The 23,136-nt window shown below is 69.1% G+C and carries 24 protein-coding genes; 17 read left to right on the top strand and 7 right to left on the bottom strand.

Going from position 1 to position 23,136, the window contains the following annotated elements:
- Nucleotides 1–73 precede the first annotated feature (73 nt).
- On the bottom strand, nucleotides 74–1,357 hold the full coding sequence (locus tag AC1HFW_RS12925) for an MFS transporter (RefSeq protein WP_061074157.1): 1,284 nt from the start codon (nucleotides 1,355–1,357) through the stop codon (nucleotides 74–76).
- A 132-nt stretch (nucleotides 1,358–1,489) separates the two neighbouring features.
- Here AC1HFW_RS12925 and AC1HFW_RS12920 point away from each other — a divergent pair, with 132 nt between their 5' ends.
- From AC1HFW_RS12920 to AC1HFW_RS12890, 7 genes are all read left to right on the top strand, one after another.
- Complete coding sequence (locus AC1HFW_RS12920) at nucleotides 1,490–2,113, top strand: TetR/AcrR family transcriptional regulator (protein WP_006396010.1); 624 nt, start codon at nucleotides 1,490–1,492, stop codon at nucleotides 2,111–2,113.
- A gap of 178 nt (nucleotides 2,114–2,291) precedes the next feature.
- Nucleotides 2,292–2,513 carry a hypothetical protein gene (locus tag AC1HFW_RS12915; RefSeq protein ID WP_006396009.1) on the top strand — a complete coding sequence of 74 codons (222 nt, stop codon included), beginning with the start codon at nucleotides 2,292–2,294 and terminating at the stop codon, nucleotides 2,511–2,513.
- A 114-nt stretch (nucleotides 2,514–2,627) separates the two neighbouring features.
- Nucleotides 2,628–3,545, top strand: coding sequence for a LysR family transcriptional regulator (locus AC1HFW_RS12910; RefSeq protein ID WP_479283711.1), 918 nt, complete (start codon nucleotides 2,628–2,630; stop codon nucleotides 3,543–3,545).
- A gap of 81 nt (nucleotides 3,546–3,626) precedes the next feature.
- Nucleotides 3,627–5,822 carry an FUSC family protein gene (locus tag AC1HFW_RS12905; protein ID WP_479283709.1) on the top strand — a complete coding sequence of 732 codons (2,196 nt, stop codon included), beginning with the start codon at nucleotides 3,627–3,629 and terminating at the stop codon, nucleotides 5,820–5,822.
- Nucleotides 5,812–6,006: a DUF1656 domain-containing protein gene (locus AC1HFW_RS12900; RefSeq protein WP_116520691.1), complete on the top strand. Its 195-nt coding sequence runs from the start codon at nucleotides 5,812–5,814 to the stop codon at nucleotides 6,004–6,006. Before AC1HFW_RS12905 ends, AC1HFW_RS12900 begins: the two co-directional genes overlap by 11 nt.
- Complete coding sequence (locus tag AC1HFW_RS12895) at nucleotides 5,999–6,943, top strand: HlyD family secretion protein (protein ID WP_479283708.1); 945 nt, start codon at nucleotides 5,999–6,001, stop codon at nucleotides 6,941–6,943. The genes AC1HFW_RS12900 and AC1HFW_RS12895 overlap by 8 nt, the downstream gene beginning before the upstream one ends.
- Before the next feature lie 9 nt (nucleotides 6,944–6,952).
- Entirely contained in the window at nucleotides 6,953–8,431 is a 1,479-nt protein-coding gene (locus AC1HFW_RS12890) for an efflux transporter outer membrane subunit (RefSeq protein ID WP_479283706.1), read from the top strand.
- 58 nt (nucleotides 8,432–8,489) lie between these two features.
- Here the strand turns inward: AC1HFW_RS12890 and AC1HFW_RS12885 are convergent, their stop codons facing one another.
- The gene (locus AC1HFW_RS12885; protein ID WP_061074161.1) at nucleotides 8,490–9,377 is read right to left on the bottom strand and encodes a LysR substrate-binding domain-containing protein; all 888 of its coding nucleotides are present in this window, start codon (nucleotides 9,375–9,377) and stop codon (nucleotides 8,490–8,492) included.
- 177 nt (nucleotides 9,378–9,554) lie between these two features.
- Here AC1HFW_RS12885 and AC1HFW_RS12880 point away from each other — a divergent pair, with 177 nt between their 5' ends.
- Nucleotides 9,555–10,178 carry a glutathione S-transferase family protein gene (locus AC1HFW_RS12880; RefSeq protein WP_006396002.1) on the top strand — a complete coding sequence of 208 codons (624 nt, stop codon included), beginning with the start codon at nucleotides 9,555–9,557 and terminating at the stop codon, nucleotides 10,176–10,178.
- Nucleotides 10,179–10,203: 25 nt separating this feature from the next.
- The gene (locus tag AC1HFW_RS12875; protein ID WP_006396001.1) at nucleotides 10,204–11,247 is read left to right on the top strand and encodes an LLM class oxidoreductase; all 1,044 of its coding nucleotides are present in this window, start codon (nucleotides 10,204–10,206) and stop codon (nucleotides 11,245–11,247) included.
- A 3-nt stretch (nucleotides 11,248–11,250) separates the two neighbouring features.
- On the opposite strand, the gene AC1HFW_RS12870 is transcribed toward AC1HFW_RS12875, so the two are convergent.
- Nucleotides 11,251–12,540, bottom strand: a complete 1,290-nt coding sequence (locus tag AC1HFW_RS12870; protein ID WP_479283704.1) for an Nramp family divalent metal transporter — start codon at nucleotides 12,538–12,540, stop codon at nucleotides 11,251–11,253.
- 123 nt (nucleotides 12,541–12,663) lie between these two features.
- Nucleotides 12,664–13,089 (bottom strand): OsmC family protein, encoded by a 426-nt coding sequence (locus AC1HFW_RS12865; protein WP_006395999.1) that lies wholly within the window; start codon nucleotides 13,087–13,089, stop codon nucleotides 12,664–12,666.
- A 253-nt stretch (nucleotides 13,090–13,342) separates the two neighbouring features.
- Here AC1HFW_RS12865 and lhpI point away from each other — a divergent pair, with 253 nt between their 5' ends.
- The 7 genes from lhpI to AC1HFW_RS12830 all read left to right on the top strand — a co-directional run bounded on the left by lhpI (nucleotide 13,343) and on the right by AC1HFW_RS12830 (nucleotide 19,899).
- Nucleotides 13,343–14,287, top strand: a complete 945-nt coding sequence (lhpI, locus tag AC1HFW_RS12860; protein ID WP_479283702.1) for a bifunctional Delta(1)-pyrroline-2-carboxylate/Delta(1)-piperideine-2-carboxylate reductase — start codon at nucleotides 13,343–13,345, stop codon at nucleotides 14,285–14,287.
- A gap of 39 nt (nucleotides 14,288–14,326) precedes the next feature.
- A complete protein-coding gene (locus AC1HFW_RS12855; protein WP_479283700.1) occupies nucleotides 14,327–15,496 on the top strand; it encodes an ABC transporter substrate-binding protein in 1,170 nt (389 codons plus the stop codon).
- Nucleotides 15,497–15,672: 176 nt separating this feature from the next.
- On the top strand, nucleotides 15,673–16,584 hold the full coding sequence (gene ehuB, locus AC1HFW_RS12850; RefSeq protein ID WP_061074165.1) for an ectoine/hydroxyectoine ABC transporter substrate-binding protein EhuB: 912 nt from the start codon (nucleotides 15,673–15,675) through the stop codon (nucleotides 16,582–16,584).
- A 9-nt stretch (nucleotides 16,585–16,593) separates the two neighbouring features.
- Nucleotides 16,594–17,247, top strand: coding sequence for an ectoine/hydroxyectoine ABC transporter permease subunit EhuC (gene ehuC, locus AC1HFW_RS12845; protein WP_059271454.1), 654 nt, complete (start codon nucleotides 16,594–16,596; stop codon nucleotides 17,245–17,247).
- Complete coding sequence (gene ehuD / locus AC1HFW_RS12840; RefSeq protein WP_006395995.1) at nucleotides 17,244–17,915, top strand: ectoine/hydroxyectoine ABC transporter permease subunit EhuD; 672 nt, start codon at nucleotides 17,244–17,246, stop codon at nucleotides 17,913–17,915. Before ehuC ends, ehuD begins: the two co-directional genes overlap by 4 nt.
- Nucleotides 17,912–18,682, top strand: a complete 771-nt coding sequence (gene ehuA / locus AC1HFW_RS12835; protein ID WP_238891508.1) for an ectoine/hydroxyectoine ABC transporter ATP-binding protein EhuA — start codon at nucleotides 17,912–17,914, stop codon at nucleotides 18,680–18,682. Before ehuD ends, ehuA begins: the two co-directional genes overlap by 4 nt.
- 104 nt (nucleotides 18,683–18,786) lie before the next feature.
- Nucleotides 18,787–19,899, top strand: a complete 1,113-nt coding sequence (locus tag AC1HFW_RS12830; protein ID WP_241069582.1) for an NADH:flavin oxidoreductase/NADH oxidase — start codon at nucleotides 18,787–18,789, stop codon at nucleotides 19,897–19,899.
- Between the two features lie 69 nt (nucleotides 19,900–19,968).
- Here AC1HFW_RS12830 and AC1HFW_RS12825 read toward each other — a convergent pair whose 3' ends face one another.
- The 3 genes from AC1HFW_RS12825 to AC1HFW_RS12815 all read right to left on the bottom strand — a co-directional run bounded on the left by AC1HFW_RS12825 (nucleotide 19,969) and on the right by AC1HFW_RS12815 (nucleotide 21,906).
- Nucleotides 19,969–20,619, bottom strand: coding sequence for a dUTPase (locus AC1HFW_RS12825; protein ID WP_006395992.1), 651 nt, complete (start codon nucleotides 20,617–20,619; stop codon nucleotides 19,969–19,971).
- Between the two features lie 94 nt (nucleotides 20,620–20,713).
- Nucleotides 20,714–21,256: a hypothetical protein gene (locus tag AC1HFW_RS12820; RefSeq protein WP_479283698.1), complete on the bottom strand. Its 543-nt coding sequence runs from the start codon at nucleotides 21,254–21,256 to the stop codon at nucleotides 20,714–20,716.
- Nucleotides 21,257–21,267: 11 nt separating this feature from the next.
- Nucleotides 21,268–21,906, bottom strand: a complete 639-nt coding sequence (locus AC1HFW_RS12815) for a DedA family protein (RefSeq protein ID WP_054430045.1) — start codon at nucleotides 21,904–21,906, stop codon at nucleotides 21,268–21,270.
- Between the two features lie 105 nt (nucleotides 21,907–22,011).
- On the opposite strand from AC1HFW_RS12815, the gene AC1HFW_RS12810 reads away from it, so the two are divergent.
- The gene (locus AC1HFW_RS12810) at nucleotides 22,012–23,052 is read left to right on the top strand and encodes a metal-dependent hydrolase (RefSeq protein ID WP_479283696.1); all 1,041 of its coding nucleotides are present in this window, start codon (nucleotides 22,012–22,014) and stop codon (nucleotides 23,050–23,052) included.
- Nucleotides 23,053–23,136 lie beyond the last annotated feature (84 nt).

Here is a 23,136-nt window from a genome sequence, read left to right as displayed (position 1 = left end):
TTTTCAAAGTGCCGCCATCCTATCAAATGGGCGGCGCGGGCGTCAACGGGAATGCGACGGCGGCAGGGGCGGCTCAGGCCGGTTGCGCCACCACCCGCTCGCGGCCGATCATCAGCGCGATGACGGCGGCGATCAGGCCGGTGGCGCCGGCCGCGACGAAGGCCATCAGGTAGCTGCCTTGCGACTGGCGCACCACGCCCGCCATCCAGGCCGCGCTGGCCGCGCCCAGCTGGTGGCCGGCCACGATCCAGCCGAACACGATGGGCGCCTCGCGATCGCCGAAGGCCTCGGTGGCCAGGCGCAGCGTGGGCGGCACGGTGGCGATCCAGTCCAGGCCGAAGAACACCGCGAAGATCGCCAGGCCGTAAAACGAGAAATCGGAATAGGGCAGGTAGATCAGCGCCAGGCCGCGCAACGCGTAATAGACGAACAGCAGCTTGCGCGGGTCGTAGCGGTCGGTCAGCCAGCCCGAGGCGGTGGTGCCGAACAGGTCGAAGATGCCCATGATCGCCAGCAGCCCGGCCGCCTGCACTTCGGGCATGCCGTGGTCGCCGCACAGGGCGATCAGGTGCGTGCCGACCAGGCCGTTGGTGGTGAAGCCGCAGATGAAGAAGGTGGCGAACAGGAACCAGAAGGTGCGGGTCTTGGCGGCGCGCGCCAGGGCGCCGAAGGTCGCGGCGATCATGCCGGTGCGCGGCGCCGCGGGCGCGGGCGGCGCATGCGGATCGCTGCCGAACGGCACCAGGCCGACGCTGGCGGGGCGGTCGGGCACCAGCCACCAGGCCAGCGGCACCAGTGCGGCGGCGGCGGCGGCCACGGTCCACACCACGCGGGTCCAGTCGCCCGACGACGCCAGCGCCGCCAGCAGCGGCAGGAAGATCAGCGTGCCGGTGGCGGTGCTGGCGGTCAGCAGGCCCATCATCAGGCCGCGGTGCTTGGTGAACCAGCGATTGACCACGGTGGCGCCCATGACGACGGCGACCGCGCCCGAGCCGATGCCCGAGAACACGCCCCAGGTCATCAGCAGGTGCCAGGGCTGGGTCATGTAGGCGCTGGCCGCGCTGGAGGCGGCCATCAGCGACAGCGCCGCGATCAGCACGCGCCGCAGGCCGAAGCGTTCCATCGCGGCCGCGGCGAACGGCCCGACCAGGCCATACAGGAAGATGCCGACGGCGGCGGAGAACGAGGTGGTGCTGCGGCTCCAGCCGAAGCTTTCCTCCAGCGGCACCAGCAGCACGCTGGGCGAGGAACGCAGGCCGGCCGATACCAGCAAGGCCAGGAAGACGACAGCGACCACGACGAACGCGTACTTCTGGCCGGCGCGGCGGAAGGGGATGGGAGGTTGGGCTATACTCATGTTACTGACCGGTACGTAAATTGGTTTGTGAATAGTACGTACCGGTTAGTAACATCGTCAAGTGTTATTTTTGACGACCCTGTTTTCAGGGCGGCCGGCGTTGCCGGCCGGTCTTAGTGAGGAGTTCCAGTCATGGCCAGCAAATCCCCGGCGGGCGGCAAGAAGGCCGCCGCCGATACCCCCGCGAAGCCGCTCCTGGCGGCGGATCGCATCCGCAAGACGGCGCGCGAGATGTTCTACCGCGACGGCATCCGGGCGGTGGGCGTGGACGCCATCGTCAACCAGGCCGGCGTCACCAAGCCCAGCCTCTACCGCAGCTTTTCGTCCAAGGACGAACTGGCCGCGGTCTACCTGCGCGACTACGACGCCGAGTTCTGGGGGCGCTTCAACGCCGCCTGCGACGCGCATCCGGGCGATCCCCAGGCGGGGCTGCGGGCCTATCTGTCGGGCCTGAGCGTGCGCGCGGTGCAGAACGGCTATCGCGGCTGCGGGCTGACCAACGCGGCGGTGGAATATCCCGAGGCCGGCCATCCGGCGCGGGTGGTCGCGGTCGAGCACAAGGTCGAGCTGCGCCGGCGCCTGGCCGCCATGGCCGCCGAGATGGGGGCGCCCGATCCCGCCAGACTGGGCGATGGGTTGCTGCTGCTGATCGAGGGCGCCTTCGTGTCCAGCCAGTTGTTCGGCGAGGGCGGTCCGGCTGCCCGGGTGGCCGACATGGCCGACCTGCTGATCGACGCGCACCTGGGGCGTCGGTAGGTTTTTGCGCTGCACAATACTGGTGCCAGATATGGTGCCGGATGCACCGTTGTGGTGGTGTTTGTACCCATTCCGCAACGACGAAAATAATGCTAGGCATTTTTATTGCAACGCAGCATGCGCGGATCTAAGATGAATTCGTGCTGTTCCCCCATCGCGCTTTCTCAAGGAGAGAATCATGAGCGATACCGCGTTGAAAAATGCCCGCATGTCGGATGCGCTGGAGCGGTCCCTGATCCGCGAGGCCATCAAGGCGGAAACCCTGTCCGGCCCGTTCTCGCGCACCGGCTGGCGCCGGCTCAAGCTGCGCCTGCGCCGCTTTGGCGGCGCCGTCGGCGAAGTGCTGCACGACATGGACGCCGGCCGCCGCCAGCATCCGGTGATCTCCGCCCGCCGTTGAACCCAGGCCTGCGCCGGAAAAAACGCCAGCAATCGCTGGCGTTTTTCATTGATGCCGGTAACGTCATGGGATCCTCCCCTATGATTGCGTCTTGGTCATTCATCGGGAGCCGTCATGGCGCGTCCGGATCTCAACCTGCTGCTGGCGTTGGATGCGTTGCTGGATGAGGGCAGTGTCATTGGCGCGGCGCGCCGCATGAACCTCAGTCCGCCCGCGATGAGCCGCACCCTGGGCCGCATCCGCGAAGCCCTGGGCGATCCGGTGTTCGTGCAGGTGGGCCGAAAGCTCATGCCAACCCCCAAGGCGCTCGCGCTGCGCGAGCAGGTGCGCGCGGCGCTCGAACAGGCCACGCAGGTGTTCGAGGCCGGCGCCGCGATCGACCTGAAATCCCTCGACCGGCGTTTCAACGTCCGCGCCACCGACGAGTTCGTCAGCGTTCACCTGGGGCAGCTGCTGGATGCCATGGCGACCGAGATGCCGCGCGCCACGCTGCGTTTTTCGCCGGAAGAGGACGACGTCGATGACGAGGCGCTGCGCAGCGGCCGCATCGATCTGTTCATCAGCGGGTCGCGCAAGCTCGGTCCGGAAATCCGCGTGCAGTCGCTGTTCACCACGACTTTTGTCGGCGTCGCCCGCGAGCATCACCCGATTTTCGACGATGAGATCACGCCCGAGCGCCTGACCCGCTGGGAGCACATCAACGTGTCGCGGCGCGGCAAGTCCGTGGCGCCGATCGACACCGCCCTGGAGGCGCACGGCCTGCGCCGCCATGTCGCCCTGGTCGTGTCGAGCCCCTACACCGCACTGTTCGCGCTGCAGGATTCGGACCTGCTGCTGCCATTGCCGCGCCACCTTGCCAGCGGCGCGCTTGCCGCGGGCCTGCGCATCCGCCTGTTCGACCTGCCGATGCCGCTGGAAACCGCCTTGTTGACGCAGGCCTGGCACCCGCGCCTGGAGGGCGACCCCGCCCATCAGTGGCTGCGGCAGACGATCCACGCGCTGTGCAGCGGCGAGGCGCGGCAGGGGCGCTGACGTCTCGCTGCGTGACGCGCGGCCGGCGTCGATAAGTGCGTCGAACGCAATCGTGCCCGTGCGATAAATTCACTTTTCCGCATGCATGGCGGTCTCTACAGTGGTGCGTCCGAATCACCATTGCAGAGTCTCATCGTGCGTTCAACGAACGTGTCCGCCACGGCGCCCGCCCGGCCGTACCCCCGCCTCCTGTCGCTCCGGGCAGGGGCGGCGCGCGGGCTGCGATACCTCGACCTGACGACCCCGCGCGCCACCTATGTGATGCGCTCGATTCTGGCGGCCTGGCTGGCGCTCGTGCTGGCCTTTCTGCTGGATCTGCATGCGCCGTACGCGGCGGCCTCCAGCGTGCTTCTGGTCATCAATCCGGTGCAGGGGGCGGTGATCGGCAAAGGCATATGGCGGGTGATCGGCACGCTGGTCGGCATGCTGGCCGCCTTCGTCCTGATGAGCGCCTTCGGCCAGATGCCGTGGCTGTTCCTGCTGGGGTTCGGCTTGTGGCTCGGGGCCTGCGTGGCCGCCATGACGCTGCTGCGCCATTTCCGCGCCTATGGCGCGACGCTGGCGGGATACACCGTGGGGCTGGCCGCCTATGGCGCCATGCAGAACCCGCAGCTGACCTTCGATCAGGTGATGGGGCGCGGGGCGTCCGTGCTGATCGGCGTGGCGAGCCTGGGCGTGGTGTCGGCGCTTTTCAGCCGCCGCGGCGCCCGCAGCCGCTTGACGGCCCAATTGCACCGGTTGGCGGCGTCAGCCGCCGGCGTCCTGGCGCGGGATATCCAGGCGCTTCAGGACCCGAACCGGCAAGGCGGCAAGGCGCTGGATGCGGGCAGGCGCAGCCTCGTCGTCGACATCTACGCCGTCGATGACCTGCTGGCGCTGGGAAAGGCCGAGTCCGCCGATCTGGCGCGACGCGCCGCCACGGTGCGGCGCGCCATGGTGTTCTTGTTTTCCGCGCTGGTCGGCGGCGTGGCGCCGATGCGGCCAGGCGGCGCCAGCCTGCAGGCGCTGGCGGCGCTGCAGCCTGCCTGGGAGCAGGCATGGCGGCAAGCCAGCGAGGCGTTGGCGCGGGAACCGGGACCCGGCGGATTGGACCTGGCGGCGCGGTCCTTGTCGGCGATGCGTGCGCGACTGGCGCAAACACTGGCGGCGGCAACGACCGACGATCCGCGGGCACATGCCGTCCTGATGATCGCGGGCGACCGGCTGATCGAGCAGCTCGACGATTACCTCGAGGTCCTCGCCGGCATCGCGGTCCTGCATCAGCATCGGCGGCCGGCGGCGGCGCCGGTCCCGGTGCCGTTCCATCGCGACACGGGGGCCGCGCTGCAGAACGGCCTGCGCGCCTTGTTGACCGTGTTGCTGGGCGGCGCCTTCTGGATGGCGACCGGCTGGTCGAATGGCAACCTGATGCTGGCGGGGCTGGCGGCGGCCTGCGGGCTGCTGTCCACCGCGCCCAATCCGGCGCTCGGCGCCGTGGCCTTGATCCAGGGCACCATCGCCGCCGTCGTGATGGCGTTCCCGTGCGCCTTTCTGGTCTTGCCCCAGGTCTCGGGGCTGCCGCTGCTGCTGGTGGTCCTGGCGCTGTTCTGGCTGCCCGGGGTCTATGCCAGCGCCATGCCCCGCTACGGATTGGCCGGCGTCGCCTATCTCGTCGCCTTCACGACGTTGGTGGCGACGGACAACCCCATGCGCTATGACGTCGCCTCGTTCCTGAATGGCGCGGTGGCCTGGATACTGGTGGCCTTCTTCACGCTGCTCGGGTTCCGGATCGTGCTGCCGCGCAATCCGTCACGCGACATGGCGCGCCTGCGCCTGGCCATTCGCGATGACGCGCTTGCCCTCTTGCGAGGCGGCCGCGCCGACGCGCGCGCCTGGCAATGGCGGCAGCAGCATCGCACGGCGCAACTGGGCGCGCTGCTCAGGACGCGGCCCGACGCGATGGACCGGGCCATCGGCGATGCCCTGGCCAGCATCCATCTCGGCCGTGAGCTGCTGCGCCTGCGCCAGGGATGGCGGCGGATGCCCGCGGACGCCCGGCCGCGCCGCCTGCTCGCGGTGGCGTTGCGCCACATGCGGCGGCGGGCCAGCGAACCCCAGCTGGCCGCCCGGCATGCCCGCCGGGCGGCGCAATCCCTGTCGCGGCTGCCGCCGGCGGATGGCGCCGCGCCCGCCGACATCGGCCGATCGCGGGCCATGCTGCTCGATATCGCGGTGCTGCTCGAAGACCACGCGGATTATTTTTCTCGACGGCCCGGGAGGCCTTCTCATGCTCAGTGAGTTCGCGGTGGCAGGCATCTACCTGCCGCCATTTTTCGTCTATGCGTGCGTGGCGCTGCCGATCTATCTCGCGGTTCGCCTGGTGCTCGCGCGCGGCGGCGTGCTGCGCCGGGTCTGGCACCCGGGCCTGTTCGAGTTCGCCATTTCCCTTTGCCTCGTTTCGGTGTTGATTCTCTATGTCTGATCGTCCCTTGCCCGATCGTTTGTTGCCCTTGAGGCTGTTGGCTCGCGTCGGCCTCACGCTGTGCGCCGTGGCCGCCGCCGCCATGCTGATCGGCGCGCTGTGGCGCGTCTACGTCGTGGCGCCCTGGACGCGCGATGGCCGCGTCAGCGCGCAGACCGTCCGCATCGCCCCGGAGGTGTCCGGCACGGTCCTGGACGTGCCGGTGACGGACGATCAGTACGTGAAGCAGGGCGAGGTGCTCTATCGCATCGATCCGGCCCACTTCGAGCTGGCGCTGGCGCAGGCCGAGGCGCGACTGGCGGCGGCGGACGCGTCGTTGCGGCAGAAAACCGAGGACGCGCGGCGCCGGCGGGGCATGGAGAACCTGGTGCCCGCCGAAGACATCCAGCGCGCGATCCAGGCCGTGGCCATCGCCGAGGCCGAGCAGCGCGGCGCGCGGGTCGCCGTGGACATGGCGAAAATGGATGTGGCGCGCACCGTCCTGCGCGCGCCGGTGGACGGCTATGTGACACGGCTGAAACTGAACAAGGGCGACTACGCGGTGACGGGCCAGCCCAATATCGCGCTGGTGGACGCCCACAGCTTCTGGATCATCGGCTATTTCGAGGAGACCAAGCTGCGCGGCATCCGGCCCGGCGCGGCGGCGCGCATCCGCCTGATGGGGTCCGATGACATCATTGCCGGCCGGGTGGTGAGCATCGGGCGCGGCATCGCCGATACCAACCAGCAGGCCGATGCCCAGGGCCTGCCCAGCGTGGCCCCGACCTTCAGCTGGGTCCGCCTGGCGCAACGCATTCCGGTGCGCGTCGCGTTCGAGCAGTTGCCGCCGGATCTGGTGCTGGCCGCCGGCATGACGGCCAGTGTCGAGGTGGCGACGGCGGGAGGCGACGCGCCTGCCCAGGGCCGCCTCCTGTCGCTGCTGTACCACTGGATGTGAGGGGCGACGATGCCGCAAGAATCGAATCGTCCGCGATCCGGCCTGCGCCGCGCGGCCCTGATGGCCTCGCTGGTGATGGCGGCGTCCGGCTGCACCACCGTTGGTCCCGACTATCACCCGCCCACCGTCGAGGTGCCTGCCAATTGGGTCGAGGCCGGGGGCGCCCGCAGCTCGCGTGATCAGGAGGGGCTGCGCGCCTGGTGGCGCGCGTTCGACGATCCCATGCTCGACCGCCTGGTCGACCAGGCGCTGGACCGTAACCAGGACCTCGATATCGCGCTGGCGCGCCTGCGGCAGGCGCGCGCCGAACGCATCCAGATCGCGTCCGCGTCCTTGCCGACGCTTGGGGTGGGCGCGGCGGGCGAGGCCCGGCGTAGCAGCAAGGCGCTCGGTCCACCGCCCGGAGGGGAGTCGCGCACCTGGCAGGTCGGCTTCGATGCGAGCTGGGAGCTGGATCTGTTTGGCGGCACGCGCAGGGCGGTCGAAGCGGCCGATGCGGATATCCAGGCGCTGGCCGATGACCACCGGGCGTTGCGGGTGAGCCTGGTCGCCGAGCTGGTGTCCCATTACGCGGGGTTGCGCGCCACGCAGATGCGCCTGGCCATCGCCCATGACAACCTGCGCACCTTGCGCGAGGCGGAACGACTGGCGGAACAGGCCCGGCGCGGGGGGCTGGGCAGCCAGGCGGAGGTGATGCAGGCACGCGCCGAACGCGAGACGGCCGAGGCGCAGCCGCCCTTGCTGCAGGCCGACATTGCCCGATTCAGCCACGCCATTGGCGTCCTGGCGGGAGGCTTTCCCGGCGATTGGCACGCGGCCCTGGCCGAGCCTGGGGCTGTCCTGCCCGCGCCGGTCCGCCTGCCGTTGTCACTGCCGTCCGAGGTGCTGCGCCAGCGTCCCGATCTGCGGGCGGACGAGCGGCGCCTGGCGGCCGCGACCGCCCGCATCGGCGTGGCGGAAGCCGAACGCCTGCCCGCGTTCCGCATCCCCTTGGGCATCGGCACCACGGCCAATCTCATTCACAGCCTGTTCTCCCGCGCCAGCCTGGCCTGGGCGGTCGGGGCGCAGGCCAGCCAGCGCCTTTACGATGGCGGCCGGGCCCGCGCCGGCGTGACGGCGGCGCAAGCGAACGCCGACGCAGCGCGTCTGGCCTACGAGCGCGACGTGCGGGTGGCGCTGCGCGAGGTCGAAGACGCCCTGACGGCGTTGAGCAGCGAGCGCCAGCGGCAGGCCTCGCTGAAAGAGGCCGTTGCCGACAGCGGCAAGGCACTGGACCAGTCGACCCGGCTCTACGCGCGCGGGCTGAGCGCCTACCTGCCGGTCCTGGTGGCGCAACGCACGGTCAACCAGGCGCGCGACGCGCTGGCCCTGAGCCAGTGGGAGGAAATGCGCGGGGTGATCGCGCTCTACAAATCCCTGGGCGCGGGCTGGCCGGACGAGCCGGCCGCGCAGGCCGAGGCTTACCCTGCCATGTCGACCGGCAGATAGCCGACCAGCACCTGGCTCGGCACCCGCGGCGGGTCGGGGCCCTGGCCGCCGGCGACGTTCAGGCGGTGTCCGCCGCGGCCTCGATGATCCAGTCCAGGAAGGCCCGGACCGCCGGCCGCTGTGCCGCGCCCGGCAGCGTGACCGCGTAATAGGCGAAGCGGGCCGGCCATGGCTTGTCCAGCACCTGCGCCAGCCGTCCCGCGGCGATCTCTTGCTGCGCATACTGCTGCGGCACCAGCGCCAACCCCTGGCCCGACTCCGCCGCGCGGATCAACAGGAAGTCATCGTCGAAGGCGTTGCCGCGCTCGGCGCGCGCATCCGCCGCCACGCCGCAGGCCGCCAGCCACAGGGGCCAGTCGGCCCGATCCGAGTCATGCAGCAGCGGGTGGTCCAGGCAGTCGGCCGGTTCGCGGATGGCGCCGGGCGCGACCAGTCGCGGGCTGGCCACGGGCACCAGCACCGGCGCCATCAGACGCACGCTTTCCAGGCCCGGGTAGTCGCCCAGGCCGTGGCGCAGCGCGATGTCGACCCGTTCGCGCCGCAGGTCCGTCAGCGCCGAAGTCGCTTCCACGCGGATCTCGATTCCCGGATGCAATTGCTTGAAGGCGCCCAGCCGCGGCACCAGCCATGAGGCGGCGAAGGTGGCGACGGTGCTGATCGTCAGCGTGGGCGGGTCCAGGGTGGCCGCCAGCGCGGCCATGGCCTGGTCGATCTGCGCGAAGGCCTGCAGCAGCGAAGGATGCAGCCTGGCGCCGGCCGGCGTCAGGCGCAGGCCCTGACGTTCGCGCGTGAACAGGGCCATGCCGACGCGGTCCTCCAGCAGACGGATCTGCTGGCTGACCGCGCCCGGGGTGACGTGCAGCGCCTGGGCGGCGGCCTTGATGCTGCCACGCTGGCCGACTTCCACGAACGTGCGGAGGGCCTGGAGCGGAATCGAGGATGACATTGAGTTTAGTTTTTCTAAATAATGAAGGCAGAAATCATCGCTTCTGATTGTACGGTTTGGAAGCCATCATGACGATGTCGGCATGCATTTTTACCGATAGTAATTCTAAATTTAAAGGACTGCCTTGATGACGTCTGCAACCCGCCTGCGGCGAATGACCCGTGTCGGAGAACAACCATGATCGAGCTGTACACCGACAGTTCGCCCAATGGTTTCAAGATCACCATCGCGCTGGAAGAACTGGGGCTGCCTTATGCCCTCAAGCACGTGCGCATCGACGCGGGAGAACACCGCCGGCCGGAATTCCTGCGGCTCAATCCGCATGGACGCATTCCGGTGCTGGTGGACCCTGCCACCGGCACTACCTTGTTCGAGTCGGCGGCGATCCTGCTGTATCTGGCGGACACCACGCGCCGCCTGCTGCCGGACGAACCGCGGGCGCGCTGGCAGGCAATCCAGTGGCTGATGTTCCATGCCGCCAGCGTCGGTCCCATCCTGGGCCAACGCGTGCATTTCGAGCTTTTCTCGGCCACCGCGCAGCCGCTGGCCGTCGAGCGCTACCGCGGCCTGTGCGACGCCGCGTTCGGCGTGCTTGACGCGCAACTGGCGCGCCATCCGTACGTGGCGGGCGAGGACTATTCGATTGCCGACATCGCGCATTTCGGCTGGACCCATATCGCTCGCATCGTCGATTTCGATTTCAGCGCCCACACGCACTTGAGCGCGTGGCATGACCGCGTCGCGGCCCGTCCCGCCGTGCAGCGCGGCATCGCCTTGCCGGCGCCGGCCGTCGGCGCCTGAATCCCGCTCAATCATGGAAACGCAAATGCTTGAAGCCATCAATACGTCGTCCGTCCCGACCGGCGCTTCCGCGCCGGCCTTCGCCGCGCATCCGGGTTATCGCCGCATGTTCGCGCCCGGCCAGCTCACGCTCGGCATGTTCCTGCCGCTGCGCTTCTACAGCGGCGACATGCAGGTGCTGGCGGGGCAGTCGGCGTTGGTCACTGAGATCGACCGCCTGGGTTTCGCCGCCGTCTGGGTACGCGACGTGCCGCTGATGGACCTGGGTTTCGGCGACGCCGGGCAGGTGTTCGACCCCTTCACCTACTTGTCCTTCCTGGCGGCCAGGACGCGTTCGATCGCGTTGGCCACGGGCAGCGCGATCTTCTCGTTGCGCCATCCGATCGACCTGGCCAAGGCCGCCAGCACCATCGACCAATTGTCGGGAGGCCGGCTGGTGATGGGCATCGCGTCGGGCGACCGGCCCTCGGAGTTTCCCGCCTATGGCCTGGCGCATGAGGCGCGGGCCGAACGCTTCCGCGACGCGGTCGCGTATTTCCGGCGCCTGCTGGCCAGCGGGGGCGGCGTCATCGAGTCGCCGCTGGGCCGCACGTTGAGCGGCACGCTGCTGCTGCCCAAGCCCGCGGCCGGGACGATTCCGCTGATCGTGACGGGCGGCTCCGGCCAGTCGCCGGCCTGGGTCAGCGAACACGCGGATGGCTGGCTGAGCTATCCGGGGCCATCGCATGACAAGCGCGGCCCGGCGCGGCTCGCGGAAAAGATCCGGCTCTGGCGCGAGGGCATTCCGGATGGGGGCTTTCGGCCGCACATGACCAATGAGTGGCTGGATCTGGTCGACGATCCCGATCATCCGCGCACGCCGCTGCAAGGCGGTTTCGTGCTGCGCACCGGCAGGAACGGCTTGATCGATCTGCTGCGGGATTGGCAGGCGGCGGGTGTCAACCACGTTGCCCTCGGGATCCAGTTCTCGGAGCGGCCGGCGGCCGAGATCATCCAGGAACTGGCCGAGGAAGTGCTGCCGCACTTCCCGTCGCTGCCGGGCCCGGCCCCGCTTGACGCGGGCTGGTGAGGCTTACACCACCATGTCGACCAGCAGATAGCCGTCCAGCAGGATGATGCCGACCGTGGCGATGACCGCGGCCCAGGCCCAGGCGCCGCGCAGCACGTGGCGGCCCATCAGGGGCTTGCGGCAGGCCAGCCACACCAGTGGGCCCAGCGCGAAGGGCAGGGCCAGGCTCAGGATGACCTGGCTCAGCACCAGCAGCTGGTCGGGGTCCTGGCCGCCGGTGAAGGCCAGCAGGCCGGCGGCGATGGCGCCGGCGATCAGCCGCGTGACCAGCGCGCGGCGGCGGTCGGACCAGCCGCTGTTGATCTGGAAGCCCCGCGACAGGATGCGGCCGGCCAGCACGCCGGTGATGGTGGAGCTTTGCCCGGCCGCGTACAGCGCCACCGCGAACACGATGGCGGCGCCGATGCCGAGGGTCTGGCCGATCACGGCGTGGGCGTCGTCCAGGCTGGAGACGATGAGGCCGGAGCCGGACAGCGAGGCGGCGGCGACGATCATGATGGCCGAGTTGATCAGCATGGCCACGCCCAGCGACACCACGGTGTCGTTGCGCGCCACGCGCATGGCCAGGTCGCGGGCATCGGCCGGCAGCACGCGGGCGCGCTGCGCCAGCGAACCGGAATGCAGGTAGAGGTTGTGCGGCATCAGCGTCGCGCCCAGGATGCCCAGCGCGATCAGGAAGCCTTGCGGGTCGCGCAACGCGTGGCCGGTCTGCGTCATGCCGTGGGCCACGTCGGTCCAGGCGGGGTTGGCCTTGAACAGCAGGAACACGAAGGACGCGGCCACCACCGACAGCAGCACCGCGATGACGCGCTCGTGGCGGTCGGCGTTGCCGCGTGTCAGGGCCAGCACGGCGAAGGTGCCGACGCCGGTGACGGCCACGCCGCCCAGCAGCGGCAGGTTGAACAGCAGGCGCAGCGCGATGGCGCCACCGATGAGCTCGGCCAGCGCGGTGGCCAGGATGGCGGCCTCGCCGGCCAGCCAGGCCGTCTTGGCGGTGCGCGGCGACAGGTAGCGGGCGGTGAGGGTGGCCAGGTCTTCGCCGGTGGCCAGCGCCAGGCGCGACACCAGCACCTGGAAACCCAGCGCCAGGAGGGCCGAGGCGATCACGACCAGCAGCAGGCCGTAGCCGAAGCCGCTGCCGCCGGCGATGTCGGTGGCCCAGTTGCCCGGATCGATGTAGCCCACCGCCACCAGGATGCCGGAACCGACCACCCGGCGCAGGTTGGCCGTGACCTGAGCGTCCTGGGGGTACGCCGCCTTGCCGCCTGAAATCGCGTAGATGAATCGGGTCATGTTAGTTCCTGAGAATGGTTCTCATTTTCCATATCTCTGGCATGACCGTCAAATTGATTTTCAGCAAGCCCCGGATAGGGCGGGCCAATGGCGCCGCCCGTCAGCCGGGCCTGCCGCGGCCGGTCACGACTTGAGCTTGGCGTCCATGGTGATCTTGGCGTTCAGCACCTTGGAGACGGGGCAGCCTTTTTCGGCCTTGCGCGCGGCCTCGTCGAAGGCTTCGGCGCTGGCGCCCGGGATCACGGCTTCCACGGTCAGGTGCACCGCGGTGATGGCGAAGCCGCCCTCGACCTTGTCCAGCGTGACCTCGGCCTGCGTGTCCAGCTTCTGCGGCGCCAGGCCGGCTTCGCTCAGGATGTTGGACAGCGCCATGGTGAAGCAGCCGGCGTGCGCGGCGCCCAGCAGCTCCTCGGGATTGGTGCCCGGAGTGTCGCCGAAGCGCGTGTTGAAGCCGTAGGGCTGGTTCTTGAGCGCGCCGCTCTGCGTGGAAATCGTACCCTTGCCCGTCTTCAGATCGCCCGACCAGGCGGCGGTTGCGGTTTTCTTCATGCGTGACTCCTGTGTAGGGGACGCGCCCGCTGCGGACACGTCCGATGGGGGAGAGCGCGCGAGCCGCCGGCGGGGGCGGGGCGCGCGTTGCCGGAAGGGGCACGGTCCATCATACGGGGCGGGCGGCCAGCCGGCGAGTGGCCGCCGCGCGTATCGGCAAGCCGATGTAACCGGCCGATCCCGCGGCTTGCCAGCGCCGCGCCGCGCCGTCACACTTCGCCCCTGGCTCAACCCGAACAGGCATTGGATACAGATGGTAGTGATCGACACCGAACAAACCCGCCGCGCATTGTCGTTCGACGCGGCGATTCCGGCATTGCGCGAGGCCTTCCGCCAGGGCGCCCACGTGCCCACGCGCCACGTCCATGCCATCGAGTCGGGCGGCGCGCACGGCACCACGCTGATCATGCCGGCCTGGAACGAACAGGGTTATTTCGGCGTCAAGGTCATCAACATCTTTCCCGAGAACACGCGCCAGTCGCTGCCCGGCCTGCACGCCACCTACAACCTGTACAGCGCCCGCACCGGCGTGCCGCTGGCGCAGGTGGACGGCGACCAGGTGACGGTGTTCCGCACCGCCGGCGCGGCGGCGCTGGGCGCGTCCTACCTGGCGCGCGAGGATGCCCGGGTGCTGGTCATCGTGGGCTCGGGCCGCATCGCCGGGCTGGTGGCGCAGGCCATGCGCACGGTGCGGCCGATCGACAAGGTGTGGGTCTGGAATGTGCGTCCAGCCGGCGCCGAGGCGCTGGCGGCCGCGTTGCGCGAGCAGGGCTTCGACGCCAGCAGCACCCTGGACCTGGAAAAGGCCGTGCGCGAGGCCGACATCGTCAGCTGCGCGACGCTGTCGACCGTGCCGCTGGTGCGCGGCGACTGGCTGCGCCCGGGCGCCCACCTGGACCTGATCGGCAGCTTCAAGCCCGACATGATCGAGACCGACACGGCCTGCTTCGACGGCACCACGGTCTATGTGGATACCGACGAGGCGCCCACCAAGGCCGGCGACCTGCTGGCCGCGTTCGAGGCCGGCGTGCTGGCCCGCGACGAGATCCGCGGCAACCTCACCGACCTGGTTCGCGGCCAGGCGCCGGGCCGCACCCGCGCCGATGAAGTGACGGTGTTCAAGGCGGTCGGCAGCGCGCTGGAAGACCTGACGCTGGCCGCGCTGGTCTACGAGGCCAGCAGCGGTCAGGCAAAATAACGCCATCCGCTGTTTTTTTTCTTCCTGCGAGCTGTCGTCATGTCCCGCCTCTTCGTCCGCTACGCCTGCGCTGTCGCGCTGGCCGTTCCCGCCCTGTCCGCCCATGCCGAGATCGTGATCGGGGTGGATGTCTCCACCACCGGCCCGGCCGCGGCGATCGGCATCCAGACCAACAACGCCATCCGCCTGTGGCCCGCCACGCTGGGCGGCGAGCCGGCGCGCTACGTGGTGCTGGACGACGGCACGGACGTCAGCCGCGCGGTCAAGAACCTGCGCAAGCTGACCTCGGAAGACAAGGTCGACGCCATCGTTGGCCCCAATACCACCGCCGCCGCCCTGGCCGGGCTGGACGTGCTGGCCGAGACCCGCACGCCGATGATCGCGCTGGCGGCGTCCAGCGTGATCGTCGAGCCGCTGTCCGATCCCAAGCGCGCCTGGGCCTTCAAGATGCCGCAGAACGATTCGCTGATGGCGACCGTGCTGGTCGAGGACATGAAGAAGAAGGGCTTCAAGAACGTGGCCTTCATCGGCTTTGCCGATTCGTACGGCGACAGCTGGTGGAAGGAGTTCTCCGCGGCCGCCGGCAACGACATCAAGATCGTGGCGCAGGAACGCTTCCAGCGCACCGACGCGTCGGTGGTGGGCCAGGTGCTCAAGGTGATCGCCGCCAAGCCCGACGCGGTGCTGGTGGCCGGCGCCGGCACGCCGTCGGCGCTGCCGCAGAAGACGCTGCTCGAGCGCGGCTACACCGGCACCATCTACCAGACCCACGGCATCGGCACGCTGGAGTTCCTGCAGGTCGGCGGCCGGGATGTCGAAGGCACGCTGTTCCCCACGGGGCCCGGCGTGGTGGCGCGCGAGCTGCCGGATTCGAACCCGGTCAAGAAGGTCGCGGTGGAATTCGCCGACAAGTACGAACGCCAGTACGGCGCCAACACCCTGACCCAGTTCGCCGGCGACGCCTATGGCGCCTGGATGCTGCTGGATTCCGCCGTGGCGCGCGCCCTCAAGACCGGCGCCAAGCCCGGCACCCCGGAATTCCGCGCCGCGCTGCGCGACGCGCTGGAGAACACCCGCGACCTGATCGTGCCCAACGGCGTGCTCAACATCTCCAAGGACAACCACCAGGGTTTCGACGAGCGCGCCCGCGTGATGGGCGTGGTACGCAATGGCAAGTTCTCGTACGCGGACGCGGCAGAGAAAAAATAGGGACGACATAGTCCCCTACGGTTCGTAACGAGTGCTCACCCGTCATAGGGCAGGGCGCGGGAAAAGCAGGCTTCGGCCTGCTTTTTTTGTCCATATCATTAGAGGTGAAATGATTTAATGTCGTATCATTTTTAGCGAAGCCATGTACCTAGAAATAAATTCGGGAGAAATAGACCATGATCGTCCAACGTACCCGCCGCGTCCTGCTGGCCCTGAGCCTGGGCCTGCTGGCCGCCTGCTCCGACTCCGGCTCGGACAAGCCCGCGCAGGGGGCCAGCGCGCCCGCCGCCGGCGGCGACACGCTGGCGGCCGCCAAGGCCGCGGGCAAGATCCGCATCGGCTACGCCAATGAGGCGCCGTTCGCGTTCATGGACAGCAAGGAGGCCAAGGTCACCGGCGAGTCCGTGGAAATCGCCCGGGTGGTGCTCAAGCGCATGGGCATCAACGAGGTCGAAGGCGTGCTGACCGAATTCGGCTCGCTGATTCCGGGCCTGCAGGCCAAGCGCTTCGACATCATCGCGGCCGGCATGTACGTCACGCCCGAGCGCTGCGGCCAGGTGGCGTTCTCGAACCCGACCTATGGCGTGGGCCAGGCGTTCCTGGTCAAGCAGGGCAACCCGAAAAACCTGCACAGCTACGAGGACGTGGTGAAGAACCCCGACGCCAAGCTGGGCGTGGTGGTGGGCGCCATCGAGGCCGAATACGCGTCCAAGGTGAAAGTGCCGGCCGGCCAGATGGTGGTGTTCCCCGATGCGGTCAGCGCGCTGTCCGGCGTGCAGGCCGGCCGCGCCGACGCCTATGCGGCCACCGCGTTGACGGTCAACGACCTGATGGGCAAGACCAACGACGGCAGCGGCCTGGAGAAGGCCGAGCCGTTCACCGATCCGGTGATCGACGGCAAGGGCGTGCGCGGCTACGGCGCCTATGCCTTCCGCACCGACGACAAGGCTTTTGCCGACGCCTTCAATGCCGAACTGGCCAAGTTCATCGGCACCGACGAGCACAAGAAACTGGTGGCGCCGTTCGGCTTCACGCCCGAGGAACTGCCCAAGGACGTCACGGCCGCCAAGCTCTGCGCCGGCCAATAAGGGGCGCCGATGCAGCTCATATCCGAACATATCGCCGAGCTGGTGCCGCCGCTGCTGGAAGGCCTGGCGGTGACGCTGGAAATCATGGCGGGCGCGGTGGTGCTGGCGGTGCCGCTGGCGCTGGCGGCCGGGGTGGGGCGCCTGTCGACCCTGCGGCCGGTGCGCTGGCTGGCGTCGATCTATGTCGAGGTGTTCCGCGGCACCTCGGCGCTGGTGCAGCTGTTCTGGTTCTATTTCGTGCTGCCGCTGTTCGGCGTGCAACTGCCGGCCATGCTGGTGGGCATCGTGGTGCTGGCGCTCAATGCCGGCGCCTATGGCGCCGAGGTGGTGCGCGGCGCGATCCGCGCGGTGCCGCCGGGCCAGCGCGAGGCCGGCGTGGCCCTGAACCTGACGCGCGGCCAGATCATGCGCCGCATCGTGGTGCCGCAGGCCATCCCGGCCATGCTGCCGCCGGCCGGCAACCTGCTGATCGAACTGCTCAAGAACACCGCGCTGGTGTCGCTCATCACCATCACCGACCTGACCTTCCGCGGCCAACTGCTGCGCAGCGAAACCCTGCGCACCACCGAGATCTTCACGCTCATGCTGCTGCTGTATTTCGCGGTGGCGCTGCTGATCACCGCCGGCGTGCGCCTGCTTGAACGGAGGGTCCGGGTCCGATGAAACCGATATTCGACTGGTCCTTCGCGCTGGAAATCCTGCCCACGCTGGGCTCGGCGCTGGTCATCACCATCCAGGCCACGGTGCTGGGCATGCTGGTGGCCGTGACGCTCGGCCTGGCGCTGGCGTTGCTGCGGCGCTCGCGCCTGGCGCTGGTGTCGCTGCCCACGGCGTTCGTGATCGAGTTCGTGCGCAGCACGCCGCTGCTGGTGCAGATGTATTTCCTGTTCTACGTGCTGCCCTTGACCGGCGTGCAGATGTCGCCGCTGGCGACCGGCATCGTGGCGCTCGGCCTGCACTACGCCACTTACTGCGCCGAGGTCTATCGCGCTGGTATCGAGGCGGTGCCGCGCGGCCAGCTGGAAGCGGCGCGGGCGCTGAACATGTCGCCGTGGCGCACGGCCGTGGGCGTGGTGCTGCCGCAGGCGATCCCGCCGGTGGTGCCGGCGCTGGGCAACTACCTGGTGGCCATGTTCAAGGACACGCCGCTGCTGTCGGCGATCACGGTGGTCGAGCTGCTGCAACAGAGCAAGATGATCGGCTCCACCACCTTCCGCTACACCGAGCCCCTGACGCTGGTCGGCGTGCTGTTCCTGGCGCTGAGCCTGGTCGCGGCCTGGGGCGTGCGCGGCCTGGAGGCCCGCCTGCAACGATATGGAGGAAAGCGATGAGTTCCAGCATCACCATCAAGAACCTGCACAAGCGCTATGGCGAGCTGGAGGTGCTCAAGGGCATCAACCTGGAGATCCCGGCCGGCCAGACCGTGGCCGTGATCGGTCCGTCCGGCTCGGGCAAGTCGACGCTGCTGCGTGTGCTGATGACGCTCGACCCGCCCAGCAGCGGCGAGATCGAGATCGACGGCGAGCCGATGTGGACCGACGCCCAGGGCCGCCCGGCCGGCCCCAATTCCGAGCACCTGCGCAAGGTGCGCGGCAAGATCGGCATGGTGTTCCAGCACTTCAACCTGTTCCCGCACATGACCGCGCTGGGCAACGCCATGGAGGCGCCGGTGCACGTGTTGGGCCTGCCGCGCGACCAGGCCCGCGAGCGCGCGGTGGAATACCTGGAGATGGTCGGGCTGGGCGACAAGCTCGACGTCTATCCGGCGCAGCTGTCGGGCGGCCAGAAGCAGCGCGTCGGCATCGCCCGCGCGCTGGCGATGTGCCCTGAGATCATGCTGTTCGACGAGGTCACCTCGGCGCTCGATCCGGAACTGGTGGGCGGCATCCTGCAGATCCTGCGCGACCTGTCGGCGCGCAAGAGCATGACCATGATCATCGTCACCCACCAGATGAAGTTCGCCGAACGCAGCTCGGACCGCACGCTGTTCTTCGACGAGGGCAACATCGTCGAGGACGCCGAGTCGCAGACGCTGTTCAGCGAGCCCAAGGAGGCGCGCACCCGCCAGTTCCTGGACAGCGTGATCGAAGGCCAATAAGAAGAGGCGCCGCCCTAAACCCCCACGCGGGCGTCGGGATTGGCGGCGCGGACGGACGCGGGCGCTATGCTGTGCATCCGCGTCCATCGCCCGGAGCCTTACGCATGAGCCATCTTTTCAGTCCCACGTCAGTCGGCAACGTCGAACTGGCCAACCGCATCGTCATCGCGCCCATGTGCGAATACTCGGCCGACGAGGGCCGCGCCACCGATTGGCACATGATCCACCTGGGGCATCTGGCCCTGTCGGGCGCGGCGCTGCTGTTCACCGAGGCGACCGCGGTCGAGGCCGACGGCCGCATTTCGCCGGGCGACCTGGGCCTCTGGTCCGACGAGACCGAAGCGGCGCTGGGCCGCGTGGTGCAGGCGGTGCGTCGTTATTCGCCGATCAAGCTGGGTATTCAACTGGGCCACGCCGGCCGCAAGGCGTCGAGCCATGCTCCCTGGGACGGCGGCCAGCTGGTGCCGCCGGAGCAGGGTGGCTGGCAGGGCTGGGCGCCGTCGGCGCTGCCGCACAACGCCACCGAGCCGGCGCCGCGCGCACTCGACGCGGCCGGCTTGGCGCGGGTGCGCGACGCCTTCGTCGACAGCGCGCGCCGCGCCATCCGCCTGGGCTTCGACGCCATCGAACTGCACGCGGCCCACGGCTACCTGCTGCACCAGTTCCTGTCGCCGCTGGCCAACCAGCGCGACGACGCGTATGGCGGTTCGCTGGAGAATCGCATGCGCTTTCCGCTGGAAGTGTTCCGCGCGGTGCGCGAGGTGACGCCGTCGTCGGTGGCGCTGGGCGTACGCGTCTCGGCCACGGATTGGGTCGAGGGCGGCTGGGACCCGGCGCAGACCGAGGCGTTCGCGCTGCGGCTCAAGGAACTGGGCTGTGAATTCATCGACGTCTCCAGCGGCGGGGTGTCGCCGCTGCAGAAGATTCCGGTGGGGCCGAACTACCAGGTGCCGTTCGCCGACGCGATCAAGCGCGCGGTCGGCCTGCCCACCATCACCGTGGGCCTGATCACCGAGGCGCGGCAGGCCGAGGACATCGTGGCGCAAGGGCAGGCCGACATGGTGGCGCTGGCCCGCGGCATGCTGTTCGATCCGCGCTGGCCCTGGCACGCCGCCGCGCAATTGGGCGGCCAGGTCGCCGCGCCGCGCCAGTACTGGCGCTCGCAGCCGCGCGAGCTGAAGGATCTGTTCGGCGAGACCCGCTTCGGCCAGCGCTAGCGGCCGGAACCGCCGTCCCATGAAAAACGCCGCATGACGCGGCGTTTTTTTCGGGCGGACGGGAGGCGCTTACAGGCGCGAATAGGCCGCTTCCAGCTCGCGGTGCAGGATGTCCGCGAAGTCGGCGCGGGCGGCGTCGTGCTGCGACAGCAGGCGCGCCAGCACCACGTTGTCCTCCTCGCCGTTCCAGATCTTGATGTAGGTGCCTTCCTTGTAGCCGTGCTGCTGGCGGAAGATGTTCAGCACGTTCTTGGAGACATACTGGGTGTAGGCATCGTTCCAGCTCATTTCGCAGGCGGTCATGCTCTGCTCGAGCAGCTTGAAGCTGGCGCGGCCGCACACCGCCAGGCCGCCGATCAGTTCCAGCAGTTCGGGCACGGCCAGGCTGGCCAGCGCGTAGCTCTTGCCGTCCAGCGTGATCGAGGCGGGGCCGGCCAGGTCGGCCACCAGCGCGGCGGCGGCGGCGTTGACGTCGCCCTTGGCCTGCACGATGGTGTGCGACAGGTAGAAATGCAGGATGTCGACCAGCTCCATCTGCACCTGCGGCAGGTCGATGGTCTGCTTCTTCCACCACTTCCAGCCGTAGTGCTCCAGGGCCTCTGCCGATTCGACGAAGGCGGCGCGCAGGAAGCGGGCGCCGCCGTTGATCCAGTCCGGATTGATCATGCTGTTCAAGTCGCCTTGCAGCTTCAGCATCGTGGCCGCCTGGGCCTGGTTCAATCCGACAACGTTATTCACTTTTACTCCGGTATTCGTGGGGTCTGTTCGACAGCGGCGGAAATGTTAGCACCATTGCCGCCGCCGCCGTGGCCGCTCACGCGTCCTTGCGGTACGACGAGGTCTTGAGCGGCGGCAGCTTTTCCAGCGGCCGCTTGCGCGGGTCGCGGGCGCCGCTGGCGGCCTTGAACAGCATCAGCGCGAAGAAGCCCAGGAATACCGCCGGCATGAAGTCGTCCAGGTCGAAGCGCGGCGCGTGCAGCGCCTTGAAGGCGACGTTGACCGCGGCCCAGCCGGCCACCGCGCCGGCAATGGTCAGGAAGATGCCCTGCTTGCGCTGGCGCGCGCGCTTGGCCAGCGAGACCGCCTCGGCGTCGGTCTGGCCGGGAGCCACGGCGGGCGGCACGCTGTCGGCGCGGCGCGATTGCAGCGGCGGCGGGGCGGTCTTGCCCCAGGTCAGGTCATTCAGCGAGCCCTGGCTCGGCGCGGGCGGCGGCACCGGCGTGGCGACCGGCGCGGCGGCCTGGCGCTTGGCCTCGGCCTTGCTCGGCACTCGTCCGGGCGTGGCGCCGCCGGCGCGCGACAGATTCTCGATGTAGCGCGCGAAGTCGCCGTTCTTCGGCTCCAGGTCGATGGCCATGCTGTTCTCCGCTAGTTGCCGCGACGGATGCGCGCCGGCTGCCGGCGTTTGCGCATCATCGCGACCAGAAGCCCGCATCCTAGCAGCACCGAGAAGCCCGCGCCGATCATCATGGCGATCTGCTGCGCGTTCTGGGCCGCGCCGAGGCTGCGCGCGGTGATGTAGCCCGGCGCCAGCATCAGCGGCATCCACAGCACGGCCGACAGCACGTTGGCCATCTGGAAGCGGCCGTGGGCCATGCCCATGACGCCCGCCACCGTCGGGATGGTGGAACGGATCGGGCCCAGGAAGCGGCCGATCAGCACCGAGGCGAAGCCATAGCGGTAGAAGAACAGCCGGGCGCGGGCGACGGCGGTGCGTTGCTGCTTGAGCGGCCAGCGGCGCAGCACGCTGGGGCCGGCCCAGCGGCCCAGCGCGTACGAGAGGGCGTCGCCGACGATGGCGCCGGCGATGCCCCAGGCCAGGATGCTCCACGGGTCGAGCGTGCCCGCGCCGATCAGGCCGCCGGTCAGCAGCATCAGCGCCGTCGCGGGGATGAACAGGCCCAGCAGCACCATCGATTCGCCCAGGGTGAGCAGGAAGGTGATGGGGCCGGCCCAGGCCTGGTTGGTTTCGATCAGCACGCCGATCTTGTCGATGTATTGGTCCATGAGACGAAACTTGAAAATTAGCTGAATGCAATCGGGTATCTTAACGCCTGCATTGTGGAAGGCAGGTGAAAATGCCGGTCCATCGGAGCTAATCGTCGGAGTGTTATGGATTCGGTTACACAAGCCGTGCTGGGCGCGGGCATACAGGGAGCGCTGCTGGGGCGCGTGCAGGGACGGCGGGCGCTGATCTACGGCGCGGCGCTGGCCACGGTGCCGGATCTGGACGTGCTGATGCGCTACCCGGACCCGGTATCGCTGATGACCTACCACCGCGGCTTCTCGCATTCGATCTTCGTGCTGACGGGCCTGGCGCTGCTGCTGACCTGGCTGATACGCAGATACTGGCCGCAGACGCCCTACAGTGGCAGGCGATTGTTCCTGACGCTATGGCTGGTATTGGTGACGCATCCGGTGCTGGATGCCTTCACCGTCTATGGCACGCAGTTGTTCTGGCCGCTGGCGACGATCCCGGAAAGCTGGTCGGCGATCTTCATCATCGATCCGGTCTATACCGTGCCGCTGCTGCTGGCGGCGGTCTACGCGATCATCGCGGGCATGACGCGCGGCGCCCGGCGGTTCCTGGCCGGGGCGCTGATCTTCAGCACCGCCTACCTGGGGTTCGGCCTGGCCGGCCGCGTCGCCGCCGAGCACCGGGTGCGCGACGCGATGCAGGCGCAGGGCATCGCCGTGACCGAGCTGCGGGCCGTGCCCATGCAGCTCAACACGCTGCTGTGGCGCGTCATCGCCAAGACGCCCGATGGCCATTACTACGAGGCCGTCAGCAGCTGGTTCGACCGCGAGCCGCCGGAATGGCTGCGCCAGCCGCTGCATCCGGAACTGGGCCAGGCGCTGGCGGGCGTGCCGCTGCACGAGCGCCTGCGCTGGTTCACCGACGATTGGCTGCGCTATGACGCGATGGGCGATGCGCTGGTGGTGACCGACCTGCGCATGGGCATGGCCGGCCACTACAACTTCCGCTTCAAGATGGCCGAGCGCGATGCCGATGGTGGCTGGCGGCCCGTGACGCCCTCGAGCTGGCCGGGCGAGCGGGGCGGCTGGGCCGAGCTCAAGCTGCTGCTGGCCCGCATCCTGCACGCGCAGCCGCCGCTGCCGCTGGCGCAGTGGGCGCAGACCGCCACGCGCTAGCGCGGCCGGGGCGACCGCGCCCGCTTTTCCTCCTGCGACCCGCCGCGATCCGGCGGGTTTTTCATTGGCCGCGCCGCCAGCCCC

The organism is Achromobacter sp. ISS7 (assembly GCF_056523125.1).
Note: the sequence above shows the minus strand (reverse complement) of the source record. Positions and strands in the feature narration are given on the sequence as shown.

What these genes read in the sequence shown, in the direction of transcription:
- AC1HFW_RS12925 (WP_061074157.1), bottom strand. Translation starts at nt 1,357, where the DNA reads ATGAGTATAGCCCAACCTCCCATCCCCTTCCGCCGCGCCGGCCAGAAG.
- AC1HFW_RS12920 (WP_006396010.1), top strand. Translation starts at nt 1,490, where the DNA reads ATGGCCAGCAAATCCCCGGCGGGCGGCAAGAAGGCCGCCGCCGATACC.
- AC1HFW_RS12915 (WP_006396009.1), top strand. Translation starts at nt 2,292, where the DNA reads ATGAGCGATACCGCGTTGAAAAATGCCCGCATGTCGGATGCGCTGGAG.
- AC1HFW_RS12910 (WP_479283711.1), top strand. Translation starts at nt 2,628, where the DNA reads ATGGCGCGTCCGGATCTCAACCTGCTGCTGGCGTTGGATGCGTTGCTG.
- AC1HFW_RS12905 (WP_479283709.1), top strand. Translation starts at nt 3,627, where the DNA reads ATGCATGGCGGTCTCTACAGTGGTGCGTCCGAATCACCATTGCAGAGT.
- AC1HFW_RS12900 (WP_116520691.1), top strand. Translation starts at nt 5,812, where the DNA reads ATGCTCAGTGAGTTCGCGGTGGCAGGCATCTACCTGCCGCCATTTTTC.
- AC1HFW_RS12895 (WP_479283708.1), top strand. Translation starts at nt 5,999, where the DNA reads ATGTCTGATCGTCCCTTGCCCGATCGTTTGTTGCCCTTGAGGCTGTTG.
- AC1HFW_RS12890 (WP_479283706.1), top strand. Translation starts at nt 6,953, where the DNA reads ATGCCGCAAGAATCGAATCGTCCGCGATCCGGCCTGCGCCGCGCGGCC.
- AC1HFW_RS12885 (WP_061074161.1), bottom strand. Translation starts at nt 9,377, where the DNA reads ATGTCATCCTCGATTCCGCTCCAGGCCCTCCGCACGTTCGTGGAAGTC.
- AC1HFW_RS12880 (WP_006396002.1), top strand. Translation starts at nt 9,555, where the DNA reads ATGATCGAGCTGTACACCGACAGTTCGCCCAATGGTTTCAAGATCACC.
- AC1HFW_RS12875 (WP_006396001.1), top strand. Translation starts at nt 10,204, where the DNA reads ATGCTTGAAGCCATCAATACGTCGTCCGTCCCGACCGGCGCTTCCGCG.
- AC1HFW_RS12870 (WP_479283704.1), bottom strand. Translation starts at nt 12,540, where the DNA reads ATGACCCGATTCATCTACGCGATTTCAGGCGGCAAGGCGGCGTACCCC.
- AC1HFW_RS12865 (WP_006395999.1), bottom strand. Translation starts at nt 13,089, where the DNA reads ATGAAGAAAACCGCAACCGCCGCCTGGTCGGGCGATCTGAAGACGGGC.
- lhpI (WP_479283702.1), top strand. Translation starts at nt 13,343, where the DNA reads ATGGTAGTGATCGACACCGAACAAACCCGCCGCGCATTGTCGTTCGAC.
- AC1HFW_RS12855 (WP_479283700.1), top strand. Translation starts at nt 14,327, where the DNA reads ATGTCCCGCCTCTTCGTCCGCTACGCCTGCGCTGTCGCGCTGGCCGTT.
- ehuB (WP_061074165.1), top strand. Translation starts at nt 15,673, where the DNA reads ATGATCGTCCAACGTACCCGCCGCGTCCTGCTGGCCCTGAGCCTGGGC.
- ehuC (WP_059271454.1), top strand. Translation starts at nt 16,594, where the DNA reads ATGCAGCTCATATCCGAACATATCGCCGAGCTGGTGCCGCCGCTGCTG.
- ehuD (WP_006395995.1), top strand. Translation starts at nt 17,244, where the DNA reads ATGAAACCGATATTCGACTGGTCCTTCGCGCTGGAAATCCTGCCCACG.
- ehuA (WP_238891508.1), top strand. Translation starts at nt 17,912, where the DNA reads ATGAGTTCCAGCATCACCATCAAGAACCTGCACAAGCGCTATGGCGAG.
- AC1HFW_RS12830 (WP_241069582.1), top strand. Translation starts at nt 18,787, where the DNA reads ATGAGCCATCTTTTCAGTCCCACGTCAGTCGGCAACGTCGAACTGGCC.
- AC1HFW_RS12820 (WP_479283698.1), bottom strand. Translation starts at nt 21,256, where the DNA reads ATGGCCATCGACCTGGAGCCGAAGAACGGCGACTTCGCGCGCTACATC.
- AC1HFW_RS12815 (WP_054430045.1), bottom strand. Translation starts at nt 21,906, where the DNA reads ATGGACCAATACATCGACAAGATCGGCGTGCTGATCGAAACCAACCAG.
- AC1HFW_RS12810 (WP_479283696.1), top strand. Translation starts at nt 22,012, where the DNA reads ATGGATTCGGTTACACAAGCCGTGCTGGGCGCGGGCATACAGGGAGCG.